Origin of the sequence: Rossellomorea sp. FM04394, from assembly GCF_041889765.1 — a bacterium.
GTDB lineage: Bacteria > Bacillota > Bacilli > Bacillales > Bacillaceae_B > Rossellomorea > Rossellomorea aquimaris_B.
The window spans coordinates 3953319-3973276 of the sequence record NZ_CP168654.1 but is presented as its reverse complement, the minus strand read 5'-3'; the positions used below and the strand labels follow the sequence as shown (position 1 = coordinate 3973276).

17 protein-coding genes and 1 riboswitch are annotated in these 19958 nt (G+C 43.3%); of the genes, 12 read left to right on the top strand and 5 right to left on the bottom strand.

Features of this window, described 5'->3' with window-relative positions; translation table 11 throughout:
- Window position 1 precedes the first annotated feature (1 nt).
- The 8 genes from ACCB35_RS19965 (at window position 2) to ACCB35_RS19930 (ending at window position 7576) form a co-directional block, all read left to right on the top strand.
- Entirely contained in the window at window positions 2–964 is a 963-nt protein-coding gene (locus tag ACCB35_RS19965; RefSeq protein ID WP_374055017.1) for a type II secretion system F family protein, read from the top strand.
- 3 nt (window positions 965–967) lie between these two features.
- Window positions 968–1891, top strand: a complete 924-nt coding sequence (locus ACCB35_RS19960; RefSeq protein ID WP_374055016.1) for a type II secretion system F family protein — start codon at window positions 968–970, stop codon at window positions 1889–1891.
- 163 nt (window positions 1892–2054) lie between these two features.
- Window positions 2055–2180 (top strand): hypothetical protein, encoded by a 126-nt coding sequence (locus tag ACCB35_RS19955; protein ID WP_374055015.1) that lies wholly within the window; start codon window positions 2055–2057, stop codon window positions 2178–2180.
- Between the two features lie 29 nt (window positions 2181–2209).
- Window positions 2210–2295, top strand: a riboswitch (cyclic di-GMP riboswitch).
- Window positions 2296–2558: 263 nt separating this feature from the next.
- The gene (locus ACCB35_RS19950) at window positions 2559–4025 is read left to right on the top strand and encodes a cell wall-binding repeat-containing protein (protein WP_374055014.1); all 1467 of its coding nucleotides are present in this window, start codon (window positions 2559–2561) and stop codon (window positions 4023–4025) included.
- Window positions 4026–4231: 206 nt separating this feature from the next.
- A complete protein-coding gene (locus ACCB35_RS19945; RefSeq protein WP_374055013.1) occupies window positions 4232–5335 on the top strand; it encodes a histidine kinase N-terminal domain-containing protein in 1104 nt (367 codons plus the stop codon).
- 187 nt (window positions 5336–5522) lie between these two features.
- Window positions 5523–5942 carry a prepilin-type N-terminal cleavage/methylation domain-containing protein gene (locus ACCB35_RS19940; protein ID WP_374055012.1) on the top strand — a complete coding sequence of 140 codons (420 nt, stop codon included), beginning with the start codon at window positions 5523–5525 and terminating at the stop codon, window positions 5940–5942.
- 13 nt (window positions 5943–5955) lie between these two features.
- On the top strand, window positions 5956–6372 hold the full coding sequence (locus ACCB35_RS19935; RefSeq protein WP_374055011.1) for a type II secretion system protein: 417 nt from the start codon (window positions 5956–5958) through the stop codon (window positions 6370–6372).
- A gap of 157 nt (window positions 6373–6529) precedes the next feature.
- Entirely contained in the window at window positions 6530–7576 is a 1047-nt protein-coding gene (locus ACCB35_RS19930) for a hypothetical protein (RefSeq protein ID WP_374055010.1), read from the top strand.
- Window positions 7577–8023: 447 nt separating this feature from the next.
- Here ACCB35_RS19930 and ACCB35_RS19925 read toward each other — a convergent pair whose 3' ends face one another.
- From ACCB35_RS19925 to ACCB35_RS19905, 5 genes are all read right to left on the bottom strand, one after another.
- Window positions 8024–9256 carry a helix-turn-helix domain-containing protein gene (locus ACCB35_RS19925; RefSeq protein WP_374055009.1) on the bottom strand — a complete coding sequence of 411 codons (1233 nt, stop codon included), beginning with the start codon at window positions 9254–9256 and terminating at the stop codon, window positions 8024–8026.
- 434 nt (window positions 9257–9690) lie between these two features.
- Window positions 9691–10281, bottom strand: a complete 591-nt coding sequence (locus tag ACCB35_RS19920) for an SCO family protein (protein ID WP_374055008.1) — start codon at window positions 10279–10281, stop codon at window positions 9691–9693.
- 65 nt (window positions 10282–10346) lie between these two features.
- Entirely contained in the window at window positions 10347–11342 is a 996-nt protein-coding gene (locus tag ACCB35_RS19915) for an aliphatic sulfonate ABC transporter substrate-binding protein (protein ID WP_374055007.1), read from the bottom strand.
- 66 nt (window positions 11343–11408) lie between these two features.
- The gene (locus tag ACCB35_RS19910) at window positions 11409–12164 is read right to left on the bottom strand and encodes an ABC transporter permease (RefSeq protein WP_044338444.1); all 756 of its coding nucleotides are present in this window, start codon (window positions 12162–12164) and stop codon (window positions 11409–11411) included.
- Entirely contained in the window at window positions 12148–12936 is a 789-nt protein-coding gene (locus ACCB35_RS19905) for an ABC transporter ATP-binding protein (protein ID WP_374055006.1), read from the bottom strand. The genes ACCB35_RS19910 and ACCB35_RS19905 overlap by 17 nt, the downstream gene beginning before the upstream one ends.
- 287 nt (window positions 12937–13223) lie before the next feature.
- On the opposite strand from ACCB35_RS19905, the gene ACCB35_RS19900 reads away from it, so the two are divergent.
- The 4 genes from ACCB35_RS19900 (at window position 13224) to ACCB35_RS19885 (ending at window position 19704) form a co-directional block, all read left to right on the top strand.
- Window positions 13224–13742, top strand: coding sequence for an RNA polymerase sigma factor (locus ACCB35_RS19900; RefSeq protein ID WP_374055005.1), 519 nt, complete (start codon window positions 13224–13226; stop codon window positions 13740–13742).
- Window positions 13729–15144: a hypothetical protein gene (locus tag ACCB35_RS19895; RefSeq protein ID WP_374055004.1), complete on the top strand. Its 1416-nt coding sequence runs from the start codon at window positions 13729–13731 to the stop codon at window positions 15142–15144. The genes ACCB35_RS19900 and ACCB35_RS19895 overlap by 14 nt, the downstream gene beginning before the upstream one ends.
- A 409-nt stretch (window positions 15145–15553) precedes the next feature.
- Window positions 15554–17140, top strand: coding sequence for a solute:sodium symporter family transporter (locus ACCB35_RS19890; protein WP_374055003.1), 1587 nt, complete (start codon window positions 15554–15556; stop codon window positions 17138–17140).
- A gap of 320 nt (window positions 17141–17460) precedes the next feature.
- A complete protein-coding gene (locus tag ACCB35_RS19885) occupies window positions 17461–19704 on the top strand; it encodes an alpha-galactosidase (RefSeq protein ID WP_374055002.1) in 2244 nt (747 codons plus the stop codon).
- The last annotated feature ends 254 nt before the right edge of the window (window positions 19705–19958 follow it).

The window sequence follows — 19958 nt, the reverse complement described above, 5'->3', positions numbered from 1 at the left end:
TGTGGAAAATGGTGTTTGGATTTTAAGTATATTCACTCTGACAACCTGTTTCTTCTATTTACTATTTTCAGTGATGATGAAAAAAAGACATGTTCAAAAGCGTGTGGATCGATATTTTGGCGCACCTTCCTCCCGACAAAGCGAGGAAGGTGCAGTGAAACATAACCCGCCACTTGAGAAGATCAGTATGAAGCTTGCCAAGGCATTCGAAGGTGTACGGTTCAGTCAGAAAACAAAAGCCCTTTTATTACAAGCCGGCAGTTCCATGTCACCGGAACAATTTTTTGCTTATCGATTGATGAGCGCCATCTCCTTCTCTTTGCTGCTCCTGATCCTTCAGGTACATTGGGTGCTGACTGTGACGGGCTTGACGATTGGTTTCCTCCTTCCTGGGCTGGTCATGTCGAAGAGAAGGAAAAAAAGATTACAAGCCTTGCCGTTACAGCTGATTGATGCTCTGGGAATGATGGCGAATTCCATGAGGGCAGGCTTCAGCTTTATGCAGGTGATGCAGCTTGTAGGAAAGGAAATGCCTTCGCCCATCGGACCAGAATTCCAACGGGCGGTCCGTGAAGCAGGACTGGGGGTGCCACTTGAACAAGTGTTTGAAGAAATGATTTACCGCTTGCCCAATAAAGAGTTAGAGGTAGCCCTCGAAGCCATCATTGCTCAACGGAGGAGCGGGGGGAATTTAGCTGAATTACTGGAAACGATGGAGGATACCATCAGGGGGAGAGTGAGAATAATGGGCGAGTTGAATACGTTGACTTCTCAAGGTAAGCTATCTTCTTTGGTCATCACCTTGCTACCAATCGGGCTGGGATTCTATTTATATGCGGTGGATCCTGAATATTTCGGTCCCCTCATTCACCATCCGATGGGGGTAGCCATGCTTGTCCTTGCTGGTTTACTGGTATTGATTGGCTGGTTTTCAATCCAGAAGATCCTGCGGATTGAGGTGTAAAACATGAGTATTTTCTTTTTTTTAATGGCTATCTGTTCATTCACGTGCCTATCGGCAGCCATCCTCTTAACCCTTAGTAGGAAAAGGATTGCCATGGACCATCGCATCAAACATTATTTCAACGATATACATCAGGTAGAATCTATGGAAAAGATAAAAGGCAAAAAGAAGTCCTTTCGCCCTTTCTCGCGATTATGGAATCGTGGACTGCAGCTGATTAGTAGAAAAACGAGCAAAGCGAAACAAAAGAAGCTCGATCATCTCATCCGGGATGCAGGTTATTCAGGCAGGCTGACAGCACTTGAATTCCGATTGATTCAACTGCTTATTAGCATAGGAGGGGGAACGGCCGTTTTCTTCCTTTTTGCTCCCATGGCAGACAGTATGGTGATGACGCTGCTTCTGGCCTTTGGCGTTTTCTTTCTTGGCTTTCAATACTGCACGTTCTACTTAAGCAAAAAAAAGACCCGTCGAATCGCCCGGATCAATCGGGATATGCCGGATTTCTTTGATACAGTGAATTTATTGATAGAGGCCGGCCTCGGGTTGGATGCCGCCATTTTAACCGTCTGTCAAAAGAAAAAGGGACCTCTTTCCGAGGAGTTCTTATTCGTCCTGGAAGATATGAAACGAGGGAAATCAAGAAGGGAAGCCTTCTATGAACTACGGATGACGGTACCATCGGATTCCCTGCAAAGCACTTTGACCACCATGATCCAAGCTGACTATCTTGGTGTGGGGATGTCAAAGGTCATCCGGAACCTAACCGTCCGGATAAGGGAACAAAGAAGGGAATCGGCCCGGGAACAAGCCATGAAAGCTCCCGTCAAAATGCTTTTTCCCATGGTTTTCTTCATCTTTCCATCCATCTTCATCGTGTCTTTAGGACCTCTCATTGTCAAAATCCTGACAGAAGGACTAATGTAACCTGAGGGACGGACCTCCTATAGGAGGTCCGTCCCTCTATAAGAAAGTTGTCGATAAGTATTTATGCCTAAATGCTAGATTATTCTGACTTTTCTATTATAATGGGAATATAAGTAATAACTGTTAATTAATAAATTTGATTGTTTGCAAGGGGGGATTGCGAATGCCTGGATATTATATGAAGGAAGTATGGACGCCGTTAAAGATAATAGGAATCAAGTTTTTCAAATCAGAAGAGAATAGCATCTTTATGAAGGTCTTCCAAAAGCCAAGGAAACGCTTATTCTAAAACTAGTATTTTAAATACTTCTACAACGCGTACGATAAAGGCAAACCCATTGAAAAATGGTGACGCAAAGCTATAGGGGCTTCAGTCCGGGAGACGATGCCAGCCAGTTACCGTGTACGCATCTGTTTTGATTCTTTTTTATTGGTTAGTTTTACATCTATAGTAGTCGCCATCCAATTCACTCTTAATTGTTTTCTTTTCTACCATCTACCTCACCATTCATCTAAATCATGATATACCTTCCACATTATCACCAACCAGTAAGACAATAGAACCAAATTTTCACGTCTAGAATTCACCTTTCTCAAATAATATAAGTTTGTAAACCAACTTATTGTTGGGTGTTACATAATTTTTCAATTCGAAGGGGCTGGGATCATGAAAAAAATCAGTACCGGTTTATTTGCCTTTCTATTAATCTTCTGTTTTAGTGTTTCACCGTCGCTTGCCGAAGGACCGTTTGAGCACCCATCCATTAAGAAAGAAATTCACACTCTCTCTAAGAAACAATCATCTACGACACTTGATGACTCAACCTTCACCAGGCTGAAAGAAAGGATGAAAGGATTAAAGAAATCCGATGAAATGAGGTTGATGGGTGAAGTTTATGAGCAGGAACCCAATGATTATCCTTACCAGGCTGACTTCATTCGCCTCGACGACATCGTACTCGGCACCTTTTGGTGGGCAGAGGACCTGGATTTTTATAGCTTAAATATTGATGAAACGCAGGATACGTATATTTACGGCTCGACATTGACGACTCTCAATGATCTTGGGTATTTGCTTTTCACCCCGGAAGGCGAGCCTGTTTATCCTGATGAATGGCTGGAAGATGGAAGCGATAATCTCCAGATTTATTATTCACTACCTCCTGGCTCGTATTATCTTGCAGCCACTGACCTGAATATGTTTGGCGGGGATGGAGTATATGGGTTGACTGCATTCACTGGAGAAGAAACCGTGGATAATGTGTATCGGATTTATGGAAACGACCGGCACGAAACTGCGATTGAAATCTCAAAAGTAGGATGGCCAGACGGGGCCGAAACAGTTGTTTTAGCAAGGGACACCACATTCCCTGATGCATTGGCAGGTGCCCCATTCGCTTTCCAAAAAGATGCGCCGATCCTATTAAATCCTAAGGATCGTTTAAATGGTAAGGTAAAAGAACGAATAAAAGAATTAGGGGCCAAGGAAGTTGTGATTTTAGGAGGAGAGGGTGCAATATCAGCTGATGTTGCAAGGGACCTAAAGAATAACGGCTTGGATGTCCGTCGAATCGGCGGGAAAACACGATATGAGACGGCGGCCAATATTGCAAAAGAATTAGGGTATTACGATCAGGCAATCATTGCCTACGGAGGCAATTTCCCTGATGCCTTATCCATAGCACCATTTGCTGCCTCAAGTGGGATACCGATCCTGTTAAGTCCTACCAATGAATTAGCAGATGAAACGAAGGAAGCTTTGAAAAATGTCACGGACACAATCATCGTAGGGGGAAAATCAGCCATTTCGGAGGGAGTCCAAAAGCAACTTGCTAAAAAGAATCCTGTACGGATTTCAGGTGCCAACAGATACGAAACATCGGTCAACATCGCCACACAGCTTGAAATGCCGGGAGATATCATCACCGTTGCCACCGGTCAAAACTTCGCCGATGCACTGACTGGTTCTGTACTCGCCGCCAAATACTATGAACCTATCATCCTGGTAGAAAAAAATAAGGTTCCCGACCCTGTACGGAAGTATATTTCAGAAAATGGAACGTGGTACTATACTGTACTAGGGGGAGAAGGTGCCGTTTCTCAAAAAGTCGTAGAAGAGCTCAGCGGCCTCTAGGTTATCAACATGATAGAAAGACCAATGATCACGCCTGGGGCGGACATTGGTCTTATTTTGTTTTCATCTGTTTCAATTATTCCCCAACTAATAAAATACCAAATGACTATCATCCTATCCCTCTTTTTCTGTTATGATGATATCAACGAATATTTTGACAATAAACGGAATGAAGGGACTGCCATTCAATGACTAGTGCTTCAACCATGCTGATACAATTCCTGGAAGATCACTCAGAGGAATTTTTACATAATTGGCTAAAAGACATCGTTATTTCAGAAAACGATTTATATAAAGAAGAAGTGTTGAAAAATGGGGTAAAAATGTTTGAATTAGTCAAACGTGCGATCGAGAAGCCCCTCACTGAAGAAGAAATCACTTATCTTGCACACAAAACCGCACTGGAACGGGTCAACGCAAACGTCAATATCAGTGAGTTTGTGTACAACGTGAATATAGGAAAAAGCATCATTATAAAATGGGTCAGCAACTCAGGGATCGAGCTCCGGGAATTACAGCCCATTTTTGAAGAGATCAATGCGTTATTCGACCGTTTTTCCTACTTGGCCGTCAGAAAATATACGGAAATTAAAGAGCAGCAGCTCCAGGAAAAAGAGTTGTATATTGATCAGACCCATAAAGAAAGGCTGACGATCCTGGGCCAGATGAGCTCGAGCTTTGTCCATGAATTCAGAAATCCACTCACTTCCATCATCGGTTTCACCAAACTCTTGCAGAACGGTTATCCCGACTTACCGTATCTCGATATTATGCAGCATGAGCTTGAGCAATTGAATTACCGTATCTCTCAATTCCTCCATGTGTCCAGAAAAGATTTAATCGAGAGTGCAAGAGAAGAGATCATCCTTTCGAATCACCTGGAAGAAACCATTGAATTCTTGTATCCGAGTCTTCTGGATGGTGATGTATCCATTGACTTTAAGTGTGATACAGCCATCAGGGTATTGGGGAACAGGGATGAGCTTAGACAGGTTTTTCTTAACCTCATCATGAACTCGATTGACGCCCTGCAAGAAGTGGAAGGGCACCGTCAGATCACCGTTTGCTGCGAAGAAGAAGCAGGCAAGACAAAACTGGAAATCTCCAACAATGGGCCACGGATTAAAGAGGAGACCATCGAAGCCATCTTTGAACCTTTCTATACGACGAAAGATCTTGGAACCGGAATCGGTCTATATATCTGTAAAAAGCTGATCGAGAAGCATGGCGGTGAAATTCGTTGTCAATCAAACGATGAGTGGACGACGTTTACGATCGGTATTCCTGTTGAATCCAATCTGGTTATCTAAAAGAATAACGGTCTATCGGTGCCATCTATCGGTGCCAGGCACCAAACATGATTTTGGTGCCTGGCACCGACAGATTGGCATCGTTTTTTTGGTTGATTTTAGCAAATGATTGAGTGATTGGTAGAATGGAAATGATATAATCGATATAGGAAAATATAATCATTTGAAGGGGAAGGTGGATGAGATCATGACGCAAAATGAAAAAGGGATTACGTTACTTGAAGTGCTTTTGTCGATGGTGATCTTATCGATCGTTCTCTTGACGATTGTGAATTTCTTTCCCCAGATGGGCAGGATGAACACATATAATGGCGAGAAAATGAAGGCTGTGAACGTGGCCAGGGGAGAGCTTGCTGCGTGGAAGGAACGGGGCAGCCTTGATAAACCGCCTCCACATTACATAAAAAATGAAGGGACAGACCCGCACCATCAGTATTTCACTTCCACAATCGATGGATTTAAGGTGAATGTAACGATCAATAAACACTCTGATTTGGATGCAACAGAATCCCCATCTCCAGCAAAAGCTCATCGATTGCTTATCCAAGTGCTTGAAGATCAAAAAATAGTAAGTGAAACCTACGGATACGTGATGGTAAATGACTAAGGGGGCTTCTACATTGATACATAACGAACGTGGCCTGACGCTTGTTGAAGTCCTTGCTACTTTAACCATTTTGTCGATTATAGGTGCAGTTGTATGGAATGTTTTCTTTCAAGGGATCCATTATACGAAAAAGGCAGTCTCGCAAAATAGTATTCAGCAGGAAGCGAATATTCTAACGATGAAGTTGACGAGGATTCATCAGACCGTTAATGAGTATGAATTAGAAAGTTCTGATTGTGAAATTGAAGTGATATATGAAGATAAACCTAAAGAGAAGTTTCGTAGTGATCAAATGTGTTTTTCGTTGGTCGTGAAGAATTCAACAGATGAGGATACGAGCAAGCACATAAGCCTTACCGTTTCGGATAAAGTCCATTCTAAAAACGAAATCGTCCTTGATACAGTGCTATATCGATTGGAAGGAAATTAAGATGACGAATAAATCTACAAATGAGCAGGGATATGCCTTAGTGACGGTATTATTGATGATTGTTGTGTTCATGGTGATTTCCCTTTCTTTTATGGGACAATCCTATTCTAGTATCAAACAAAACAAAGCGGTGGAGTCCGACTATCAATCAGTTGCGTTGGCTGAAATGGGTGTGGAGTATTTAGAGGGGGAAGTCAGGAATGTTTTGGAGGAGAATAAATCGAGGATAGTGAATGTTGTCCAAGATGAAATAGAAAAAGATAAAAGTGAGGGATTTAATAAGCTTCCAGAATACTACAGGAAAAAAGCCTTGATTGAATTGAAGAGAGTGATAGATCAAGAAATCGCCAACTCAAAGTTGATCCAGATGGATGACAATCGTCCGGAAATCTTTTTCGAAATAACAAGGAAGCCATCCTTTCCGGGTAATGGTGACCTGAAAATCCCCTATACAAGTAAAGGGGCTGATGAAGGAAAAACTTCACAGTTATATGGAGAAATAATCATTCCTATCGAGGGAATTTCAGGTGATGGAGAACTGGAACCTGCATTCAATCAAATTGATAGACCAGAAAATGGACCTGGTGTTTGTATTGATCCAGACTCTATTCCTGAAAACTGTCAGGAACTTTTATTGACCAAGGATATGAAGTACTCAAAAGGGGTTAAAAATTTAAAGCTTATTTATGCTGACTCAGGCGTAGTGTTAACGATTGACGAGGTCATGAATCATTCTGAGAGAATGAGTATACATGTAGATGGTATATTAAGATTCAATAAAAATATGAAACATATAAACAACCTTACCATGGAAGTAAATGGAGAGCTGGAGTTTGATGACCACTTGGATGTGACCGACTCAAGTATTTTTTTAAAGGGACCCCTGACCATCGATAAGCATTTAAGCTTGAAGGGGACTTCGACCTTGTACGTTTTGGGGAATCTTGATTTGAATGGGAAATTAGACATAAATCGTGATTCTAAAGTCTGCGTAAAAGGAAATGTAGAGATTGATAAAAAAAATAACGCTATAGGCAATGTATATTATACGGGGATATATACCGAGGGTAAATCCAAAGGACCAAATACCGAAAATATTAAAAGATTAGATATCAATGAATTCAAGGAAGTATGCGGGAGTGGATATACAACCGATGATGTATCTATTAAGTGGGGGGATATCACCAAAACTGTGAACTACTGACAAATAAGTTCTTAGTCGTTTGAAAAGCTTGCTCAACGATGAAGAAGGGAATGTTTTGGATCTGTATATAAAAAAAGTGACAGGAACAAGTTGTTAACATTGTTCCTGTCACTTTTTCATGTAGTATACCTTTTCCTATCGATGTAAAAACTGACTATTAAAATACATGAATCAGTCAGGAGAATATAGAAATGAGAGATGAAGAGGGTAACTTGTTTATCGGATTATTTTGGGGAATGATTTTCAGTATCCCCCTTTGGATATCATTTTTTGGATGGGTGAAGCTGGTGAACGTTTTTATTGAGTGAGGATTGAAAGTGTACCTGGTACAAATCGAGGTTTTTGTACCAGGTACAAACCCCGGATGATGTACCAGGCACACTTGTTATGACATGTGTGCCTGGCACCATTGCCAAGTTTCGTGCCAGGCACCGCGATTCTCGTCCACTATGTCATTAATTGACTGGATAAATGAACCGCCTTTTTAAACTCCTCGGACTCTACGTAATGCTCATAGAGCACTTTCCCAAACCTTTCAATCAACAGCACATTCTTCGTTTCAAAAAAGTAAGGCAGTGCTTTGTTTTCGAGATATGAGAAGTAGTCATCGCTTTGGTTGTCTATACGGAGAGAAAAAAGTTCGAATAATGTAATGAATAGAGTATTGTTTGCGCTTTTGCTCTCTTTTAGGCCGTGTTGTATGTGTTTCTTTATCTGTTTGGAATGTATGAGATTTCCTTCAATGCAGGCATCCGTATAATTACATAATCTCCGCAAATAAAACATCGAACCTTTTTTCGCCAAATCCAACGCTTCTTTAAAGCATTTTTTGGCCAGGGCATATTCTTTACGATTGTAATACTCATATCCTAAGTTATTTAACAGAGTCCCTTTTTGATCTAAGTACCCAAGTGAATCACTGTCCTGGATCAGGTTCTGATACCTTTCGACCAAATCTTCAAAATCCAGATACATCTCACTGCTCAGCTGCAGGAGCATTAAGGACTCAGCCTTGATCGCACCGGGGTAATTATTCGTTTTTTTAAAGTAACTGAGGGCTTTACCGGCGTGCAAGTAGGACATTACTTTGTTTCCTAAACAGTGATAAGCAATCGATATATGATAATGGCATTCTTCGTTTTTGTATTCATCCATATTTATTTTCTTTAAGATTTGTACGGCTTTTTGCTGGTTTTCTTCCGTAGTGTCTCTAATATAAATAAGCCCTTGAACGTGATAAAACAGATTGGTCTCAAAAGCTGTAAGAGGACTTGAACCCCTTTGGATGGAATCCAGTATGTTGGAAGAGAGGTCATCTTTATTATGCAGGATGTAGTACCTCGCCCTAAGTAAGTGGTAATAGACACCATATTTCGAGGATTCGAGAAACGGAGACTTTTCAAGTTCGGATTTCATCTGTTCCACAAGGTTCATTCTCCTCATGATGATGCTATTATGCCAAAGTTGCAGCTGCTTTTCGACTTGATTACATGAGTTGATCTCGTGATGGATGTCGATTCCCAGTCGTTCTGAAAAAAGTGAAATGATATCGTCTGAATAAGCCGTTTTACCCCTCTCGATCTTACTGACATGCGTCGTTGTACATATCCCTTCACCCAATTGCGACTGGGTGAGACCCGCTTTTTCCCTATAAAATCGAATGATTTCCCCTGTATGCATGGGTAACCCCCTCCTTATCAATATCCCTTTATGAGTAGTATTTGTTAGGGTGAGGGGTTTTTCCTGCTTTGAAAGTGGTGGTGAAAGTTAAATGAGTGGATAGACATGGGGTTTTGGAGGAATTTGGTTTGGTAATCGAGGGAAGGTGGCTGGAGAGTTGGGAAGAATTTTAGCATAAAGATTTTTCGACAAGCAGGATCGATTATTCCCACTTCGAGATCAATTATTTGTAATGGGGATTGAAAAATTCAGATCGGGATTAATATACCGTGAAAGTGGATCAATTATAAAGGCTAAGTGAAATAATCCTACTATTCCACACAAATTTTCACGAGAAAGATGCCGAAAAACTAAAGAAACCAGCTAAAAAAGAGTTCCATACATACTTCAGAGGTAATCTACACAAAAAAACCTCTTCGATTCACTCGAAAAGGTCATTTCAACTTCTCAATGTCCTCAATCATCTCTTCATAAGGAGGATTGGACACCCCTTCATACTGCTTCAACAGAACTCCATTTTCACTCACTAAATAAAAAGACGTTCCATGAACGAACTGATTCGATCCTTCCACCTGGGCTGCAGGAGTTTTAAAAGAAACATTGGCGAAGGATTCAATCTCATCACGGGAGTATCCCGTCAGGAAGCTCCAATTCTCATCATCCATTTCATATCGACTGCTATATTCTTTCAACACCTCAGGAGTATCATGTTCGGGATCCACACTAATTGAAACCAGCTGAAGTTCATCCTCCAACCCCGCATCTGTTACCTTCTTTTGAAGCTTCGCCATATTCGCCGTCATCGGAAGACAGACGGTATCGCAATTTGTAAAGATGAAATCGGCAATCACAATCTTACCCTTATTGAGCTCACTTAAGGACGTGCTTTCCCCATTCTGATCCACAGCGTTCAAGTCACCGACCTCCACTTTCATGGGAAAAGATTCCTCGACATTTTCACTCTGGCAGCCAGCAAGCAAGAAAAGGGATAGGGCAGCCGCAGCAATAATAGACTTTCCTTTCATTTTACTTCCTCCATTCTGAAACAGAGGTCCGTCCCTCATTCAGAAGAGGGACGGACCTTGTCTGGTTAGTCTATGAATTGTTTGTCAATGAGGTCTGTGAATTCCGGTTTTTCTTTTAGGAATTTCAGTTCATAGGATGAGTCGGCGAAGGCTTGAACGGCCTCGGAGTCCACTTTGTAAGTGAAACCGATGCGTTCCCATGCCTGGTCGACGGCTTCTTTGCTCAGTTCTTGACCGGTTACGTCTTTTACGTCTTTAATGGTGATTTCTTTTGCTTCTTCAGGATTTTCTGCAATGAAAGAAGTTGCTTCTTTATGAGCGTCCACGATTTTTTGGATGGTGTCAGGGTTTTCTGTCACGGACTTTCCAGACGCTACAAGTACTGAAGCAGGTAGGGTTTCACCGAAAGAAATTTCATCGTGATCGATGATTACATTCGCACCTGTTTCCTGCTGGATCACGGCTGCCCATGGTTCCGGGGCAACGGCAATGTCGACTTTACCCGATTTCAGCATGTTCGCATATTGAGCCGGGTTTCCTGTAACGTGTTTCATGGTCCCGCCGATACGTTGGGATTCAATGCCATGTTCTTGAAGGAATGTTTCGACCTGGACATCGTGTGTGCACCCGACCGCTGGGGTGATGAAGGATTTGCCTGCGAAATCGGCGACTGATTTCACGCCGCTTTCTTTACTTGCAAGGACGACCGTTCCACCAGTAGATCCACCACCAATGATTTTTACATCAGCACCGGTCATGTAATTGTTCATGGCTGGACCAGGACCGACAAGACCGGCATCAATTTCGCCAGTTTTCAAGGCGGTCATGAATGATGAGCCATCAGGGAAGGTTTTGTATTCAATCTTGGTACCGTCACCCAGCTGCTTTTCATAAAAACCTTTGTCCTTCGCTACCATAGCGGGAACGTGGTTAATATTTGGGAAGTAACCGATGACGACCTTCTCGCTTACGTCACCACCGGAACTCTTTTCTGTTCCGCATCCTGCCAAAACACCTAGGAATGTAAAGAAAATCGTTATGAGTAGAAATGCTTTTTTCATTTTGTTACCTCCTGTTTTTTATTAATAAGCAGGCGATAAGTACCTGCCGTATTTTCTAAGGCAATGCTATGACTCCAATCCCCAACGCTTAATCACCGATTGCTCGACACGTTGGAAGATCAGCTGATCTACGATGGCACCGATGATACCGATGATGATCATCACGGCGATGACGAGGCTCATGTCACCAAAATCGGATGCATATCGGAGAGTGTAACCAAGGCCGGGCCCGGTACTCAGCAGTTCCCCGGCCATCAACGCTCTCCAGGCAAATGCCCATGCAAGGCGTGCACCTGTAACCACATAGGGGATCGATGCCGGGAAGATGACTCGAATGAATAAGTCCAAACCTCTCGACCCCATGGTTTGTGCTGCTTTCAGAAAGAGGGGGGAGACGTTTTTTATACCCATTCGAATGTTGAGGGCCATGACGAATGTCCCGCCAAGGATGACGACGAAAATGACGGCTTTTTCATTAAGGCCGAACCACATGATCGCAAGTGGCAGCCAGACAATGCTTGGTACACTTTGGAAAGCCAGGAGTAAGGATCCGAGTGTATCGTCGGCTGTTTTTGATTTAGCCAGTAGAACACCGATGCTGGTGCCGATGACTAAGGAGATCCCGAGACCGATGAAGAGGCGTTTGAAACTTGCAATAAGGTCAATGATCAAGGTTTGATCTGCAATTCCTGTAAAAAGGGCCTGAAAAACGGAAGTGGGAGAAGGGAGGACAACTTCTGTCCATAGCCCGAATCGTGACCCCGATTCCCAGAGGCCGATGATGAGGGCAAAAAAGATGATGCGTTTAAGAGCTGTGTTCATAGGCCAATTCCTCGCTTATCACTTTGTCGATTTCCTTCTTTAGATAGCTCATGATATGTTCTTCGATCTTTACCATTTCTTCTTTATGAGCATCCCGTGGACGGGGAAGGTCCACTTTGATATCCGCCAATATCGTACCGGGTCTGGTACCCATGACGATGATACGGTCTGAGAGCTTAATAGATTCCGAGATGCTGTGAGTGACGAAAAGGACCGTTTTCTTCGTTTCCATCCAAATCGTTTCCAGCTGATGGTGAAGACGGGAGCGGGTCTGTTCATCCAGTGCGCCGAATGGTTCATCCATGAGAAGGATTTCCGGGTTCATGGAGAGAGCCCGGGCAATGGCCACCCGTTGCTGCATGCCCCCTGACAGCTCATGAGGGTAATGATCCTGATAGTTTCCCAGCTGGACCATATGTAAGTATTTCGCTGCCTGTTTCCTTGCATCTTTCTTAGACATTTCTTTTTTGAGAGGGAACGTCACGTTGTCCCGTACATTAAGCCATGGGAATAAGGCCGCCTGCTGGAAAACCATCCCCCGGTCCTTTCCGGGTTTCTTGATCGGATTTCCTTCTACAAGTATTTCTCCCGAAGTTGAGCCGGTCAGGCCTGCAACGATAGAGAGGAGGGTGGACTTTCCACATCCCGAAGGTCCAAGGATAGAAACAAACTCACCCTTTTTAATTTCGAGATTAATATCTTTCAAGACATCGGTGGGTTTTCCTGCCTTATCAAGGTATTGCTTATTGAGATGGTTGATTTGTATAAACATATAATCACCCTTATCTTATAAATCTTATTAGTTTAGTCGGAATATAAATAATAACAATTATAGTATATTGGGGATGGTTGTCAAGGTTTCCTTATTTTTGTGAAGGTTGGACAAGCCGGTTCTTAAACGGGTGCCAGGCACAAAGAGGGGGGGAGTGTCTGGTACCGAATGTAACCATTTATAAAGCAGGAAGAGTTATTATAAAAAATGGAAATAAAATCTAAAAAGTGAAATGATTTCAACTTCTATATCGTCTAATATATAAAAGAAAAAAGCGGGGGAATGGGATGTCCAACAATAGATTGGTCGCAGATTGGTTTCGGCTCTACAGTGATCCTATATATACATTCTTGGTATATCGGATGGGGTCCGCTGATGTGGAAGATCTTGTTCAGGAAGTATTCATTCGGGCATTGAATTCCGTGGATTCGTTTGAGGGGAAAGCGAATCCGAAAACATGGTTATACTCCATTGCCAGGAATCTTGCCCTTGATGAACTGAGAAAGAAGAAGCGGAATAAATGGTCCTTGACATCTTTTTCCCCAAGATATCATGAAGCCGCTTCATTGGAAACACCTGAATCACTTTATTTTCTGAATGAAGAGAGCCGCGAACTTCTCATCACGATTCAAAAACTTAAATCCAATTATCGGGATGTGCTGGTTTTAAAAGGGATACATGGCTTTGACGTAAAGGAAACGGCCGCCATTCTTAATTGGACGGAGAATAAAGTTCGAATCACCTATCATCGTGCGTGTAAAAAGCTTCAATCCATAACAGGAGGATATGAAAATGAAGAATCATAATGAAAGCAATCTATCAAAAAAGCTTCCCCCGCTTCAATTAAATGAAGAGGCGAAAGAACGGATCCATTCAGCCATACTCCGTCATGAACCTTCTCCGTCTTCAAAGAAGAAAGCCTGGAAAGAGGGCGGGCTTGGCAACCTTGTCGCTGCAGCTGTAGGGTTACTCGTTTTTTCTATCCTGACGGTATATATCATTTCTGAAACAGAGAAAGAGAAAGCCAATCAGCTATTCGCTGATGCGGAGGCGAACATTCAATCCGTTTATGAAGAAATGGAATCGAACCTGAAGGATACGGAAGAAGGTGGATTGCTGAAAACGATCGAACCTTCCGAATTGAAATCGGCTCAAGTATCACTAAGCAAGGCTGAGAAGGAATTGGAAAGTGCAGAAGAAATGGAAAGGGGACTCCGTCAACAATTACTCCCGATGATGAATGAAATAGAGGATTATAATCAGACCGTCCCAGTGGCCAATGAACTTCAACAGAACATTAATGATGTGAGCAGCCTCCTCGAGAAAAGCCCTTTAGAGGAAAGAGTGGCTGAAAAGGTAGCGTCAATAAAAAGCGAACTGGCGGAAAAATCAAACACATTCGACAAACTTGAAAGCCCGTCCCTCAGAGCGTTTTTTACCAGTCAGTATTCGACACAGGTGAATCGTATTGATCAAACGTTTAATCAATACAGGGAAGCTCAAGAAGAAATCGAAAACCTTAAAGAGATGGCAGAGGACCAATCTTTAAACGAAGAAGATTTCGAAAAAGAAGCAGAAAGAGTGATGAAACAGGTTACCCTTTTGCCGGATAATCAGGCGACTTCTGAAATGAAAGAAGGAATAGAGTCTGCAAAAGATGCGTTCTATCAGGTGAAAGAAGAGGAGGAAGAGAAAACGCGACTTGAAGAAGAAGCAAAGCTTGAAAAAGAAAAGGTAAGCAGCGGCGAGGTAAGAAGTGCCTCTGCAGATGAGAAAGAAAATGAAGAGACGAACCAAGACAGTCCCGAAGACGAACTATACCCGATGGAATTCACTATGACTGATTCTAATGGACGTACGTTTAAGCTAAGTCGTGATTTCGATATCTATAAATTCGGTAAGGATTATGATGAAATTGCAAAGAGGTACGGAGGACGTTTCTACTATACACCAAACTCGGATATGTCACACGTCATTATAGGCAGAAAAATCATAGCCACCGTTTCTCTCGTGTCTGCGGCTGATGTGGAATATAAAGAGCTCTTTATCGATTTGATGTCGCTTCGATCCAAGAAATATACAAGGGACCAATTCGCTTCCATTGTAGACACGGTTATACAGACCGGTGAGCCGTATAAAGTGGAAGAAGGAAACTCAGGGGAATTACTCGAGGTGAAAAATGGAGTGTTGGTTTATCATGGATGGTAGAGAAACGTATGCCAGCTTTAATCAATTGATTGAGTGAAAAGCCAGGAAAGACATCCTATCGTTTATGGGGTGTCTTTTTTTGATTTCTTTTTCAGGTTCCAGGTACAAATCTTTGATCATGATATCCGGTACATACAATCTTCACATGGAAAGGATCATCCATTCTCCCAGGGTCCAACCTCCTTGAAAAGTACCTGTACGGTTGCCTTTTTAAGCCTTTTTCCTTTTCACGGATAGAAGCGTATTTCCTCTCTGGTAAAAAATAATAGTAAAATTTAATAATTTTATTTACTAAAATGTTTACTATAATAGCGCTTTCACGTTATACTGTTTTTAAAGATTTAGAAAAGTCTTCATTCAGCTTTATAAAACAGCTAAAAAGAGAGATTGATAGAGAGGAGTTTCAACTATGGTATTCACAATTGTTTCCTTCTTGTTTTTCACGCTTCTTGTTGCGTTGATTTCGTATTGGAAAACAAGGGACGAGGATCTGGGGACACAGGAAGGGTATTTTCTTGCAGGCCGCAGTTTGACCGGATGGGTGATCGGGGGATCACTTATGCTTACGAATTTATCCACAGAGCAGCTCATCGGACTGAACGCCCAGGGTTACACCGATAATATGTCGGTGATGGGCTGGGAAGTCGGGTCTGCGATTGCGCTTGTGCTTGTAGCATTTTACTTACTTCCCCGCTATTTAAAAGGGGGAATCACGACGATACCTGATTTTCTTGAAGAACGATTTGACTCTGGTACGAAGCAGATTGTCACGATTTTATTCTTGTTCGGGTATGTGTTTAACTTATTGCCTCCCATCCTTTATTCAGGGGCAGTGGCACTGAGTGGGATCTTCAACGTTCCTGAAATGTTGGGAGTGGACCGTACAACGGCACTTTGGATCACGGTGTGGTCGATTGGGATAATCGGTTCCCTGTATGCCATTTTCGGTGGATTGAAAGCGGTTGCCGTTTCCGATACGATCAACGGAGTCGGGCTTTTGATTGGTGGATTGATGATTCCAGTCATCGGTCTGGTTGTTCTGGGGGATGGTTCCCTCTTTAAAGGGTTTGGCACCATCATGGAAAATACACCCAAGAAACTGAATGCGATCGGTAAGCCGGAAGATCCCGTTCCTTTCAGTACGATGTTTACGGGAATGCTCTTAGTGAACCTTTTCTACTGGGGGACGGCTCAGCATATTATGCAGCGTGCCCTTGCCGCGAAGAATCTGAAAGAAGGTCAAAAAGGGGTTCTGATTGCAGCAGCATTGAAGTTGGTCGGACCATTCTTCTTGATTCTGCCTGGAATCATCGCGTATAACATGTTTGGAGAAAATCTTGAGCCGACGGATGCTTATCCACGACTGGTGAATGAGATCCTGCCGACGCCTCTGGTAGGGTTCTTTGCAGCTGTGTTGTTCGGGGCGATCTTATCGTCATTCAACTCGGCGCTGAACTCTTCTGTCACACTATTTACGCTAAATATTTATAAGCCATACGTGAAACCGGGTGCTTCTGATAAGCAGCTTGTCAAAAACGGGAAGTATTTTGGAGTATTACTCGCCGTCTTCGCCATGGTTCTGGCACCACTCATTGAAAAGGCGCCACAAGGATTCTTCCAGTATCTCCAGATTGTAAACGGTTTCTATAATGTGCCGATCTTCACGATCATCATTGTCGGTTACATGACGAAAAGGGTACCGGCGATTGCAGCGAAAATTTCGCTATTTGTGTTCATTACGTTGTATGCGATTACACAGTTATTCTGGGATACGGGCCTTCACTTCCTGCATATTTTAGGAATACTTTTCGTGCTATGTTCAGCACTGATGCTGATTATCGGGAAGTTCAAACCGAGAGACACGGAGTATACGCTGCAGGAATCTCATAAGGTCGATATGACACCATGGAAAATCGTCTATCCGATCGGGATTGCTTGTACGATTGCCATGATCATCATCTATATGGTCTTCTCTCCGGTGGGGATTGGAGCGTAGAACAATAGTTACAACAAAACAGTCAGGTGATTGCCTGGCTGTTTTGTTGTATATTGGATATTTTACCCAAAAGTTTGTGGCTGTCTTAAGGTAGAAAGTGGTAGTTGATTTCCGCTGCAGGATGCTCGCTTTCCGCGGGGCGTGAGTTGAGCCTCCTCGGGCTTCCGCCCTGTGGGGTCTCAACTTTCCCGCTATTCCCGCAGGAGTCGAGCATCCTTCCGCTCCAATCAACTTTCTAAGCATGTATCCTTTATAGAAATCAATAAAAACAACGTTCTTTGAGAAAAGAGCGTTATTAAACCAAATGGGAGGTCACTCAATTGAAAAAGAATACACTCATTAACGTTAACGAATCCAACAAGGAATTTCACCTGCAAGGGAAAAACATAAGCTATATTTTCACTGTGCTGCGAAATGGGCAGCTTGGTCAGCTTCATTATGGGAAGAGGGTCCGTCATCGTGACGATTTTTCCCACCTGTATAAAGAGGAGCACCGAGCGACTTCTTCATGTGTGTTCGAAGGGGATTTATCTTTTTCACTCGACTTCCTCCGTCAGGAATTCCCGAGCTACGGGACAACGGATTACCGTGAGCCTGCCTTTCAGATTCTTCAGGAAAACGGGAGCCGAATCACGGATTTTCGGTATGAAGGCTATCGGATCATCCATGGAAAGCCGGGGCTTGAGGGTCTTCCTGCCACCTATACAGAAGACGACTCTGAAGCAGAGACCCTTGAAATTACATTAAGGGACGAGCTTCTCGATGCAAGGATCATTCTTTTATATTCCTGTTACTGTGACCGTGACGTGATCGTTCGTTCGGCGAAATTCGTTAATGACGGGAATCAAAAGCTGCAACTGGATCGTTCATTAAGCTGTTCGGTTGATTTGCCTGATTCTACTTTTGACCTTGTTCAGTTATCCGGTGGCTGGTCAAGGGAACGTCATGTGAGATCGAGAAAGTTACAACCGGGGATCCAAAGTATTTCAAGTACGCGCGGAACGAGCAGCAGTCAGCAAAATCCATTCCTTGCCCTTAAACGTCCCCAAACAACGGAACACCAAGGGGAAGTCTACGGTTTCAGTCTGGTGTACAGCGGGAACTTCCTGGCCCAGGCTGAAGTGGATCAGTATGATGTCACCCGGGTTTCTATGGGGATCAACCCGTTTGATTTCAGCTGGCTTCTGGAGAGTGGCGAGAGCTTCCAGACCCCGGAAGTGGTCATGGCATATTCAGCTGCCGGATTGAATGGTCTCAGCAGGGAATATCACGAACTATACAGAAACAGGCTTGCCCGCGGCATGTGGCGGGATAAAGAACGTCCGGTTCTGATCAACAACTGGGAAGCCACCTATTTTGATTTTGATGAAGAGAAGATTGTAACGATCGCCCGCACGGCCAAAGAATTGGGGGTGGAGTTATTCGTCCTGGATGACGGCTGGTTCGGGAAACGGAATGACGATACCACTTCACTGGGGGACTGGTTTGTCGACAAGGATAAGCTACCGGCAGGCATCCCGTCCCTTGCGGAGAAAATCAAGCAATTGGGCATGGATTTCGGGTTATGGTTCGAGCCTGAGATGGTGTCGAAGGCCAGTGAACTTTATGAAAAGCATCCGGACTGGATCATCCACGTCCCGGGCAGATCCCCTTCGCACGGACGTCATCAATATGTACTCGATTTTTCAAGGAAAGAAGTGGTGGATCATATCTATGGCATGATGGTGGATGTATTGGAAAAAGCCCCTATTTCGTATGTGAAATGGGATATGAACCGCTATATGACTGAAATCGGTTCAGCGGTACTTTCGTCAGAGCGTCAGCGGGAAGTCCCTCACCGATATATTCTCGGTGTCTATGATTTGTATGAAAGATTGACTTCCTCATTCCCTCATATCCTATTCGAATCCTGTGCGAGCGGCGGGGCACGGTTTGATCCGGGTATGCTGTACTACGCTCCTCAAGGGTGGACCAGTGACGATACGGATGCAGTGGAACGGTTGAAGATCCAATACGGGACATCGTTAGTCTATCCCCTCAGTTCCATGGGGGCCCACGTATCGGAGGTTCCGAACCATCAGGTGAGACGTGTCACATCCTTGCATACAAGAGGAAATACGGCCTTTTTTGGTGTTTTCGGATACGAGCTTGATGTGACGAAAATGACTGCTCACGAGAAGGAACAGGTGAAAGCCCAGATCGATTTTTATAAAAAGCACCGCAATACCCTTCAGTACGGTGATTTTCATCGCCTGATCAGTCCATTTGAAGGGGATGGAAACGTGACTTCCTGGATGACGGTGTCTGCTGATCGAAAAGAAGCGATTGCAGGATATTATCAAGTGCTCTCTAAACCGAATCAAGGATATGAACGGCTCTTACTGAAGGGGCTCGATCCGGATAAGGAATACCGCATCAACGGTCGGGATGGTGCCTATTTCGGAGATGAGCTGATGCATGTGGGGATTCAGCTGGATAGCGGCTATTCAGGCACACAACTGGGCGGTATCGAAGAGTCGGGTGACTTTACTTCTGAGATCTTTATTCTATCTGAGGTGGATTGAAAACATTTTAAAAACATCAGGCTGTGATTGATTGAGGTCTGGTGTTTTTTTACACCTTATTCAAAGATAAGGAATTAACCATAAATAAAACTTAGTAAAACTTTTACTAAAATTTTATTGACCTTTTTCCTTCCTTGTTTTATCATGGGGTTGAAAGCGGTTTCTGTAATTTTAAACTATATCCGCGAAATTCTTTACAGGACTCTCGCGACATGAACGATAGCTAGTGAAAGATCGGTATAAATGGTAGGAGG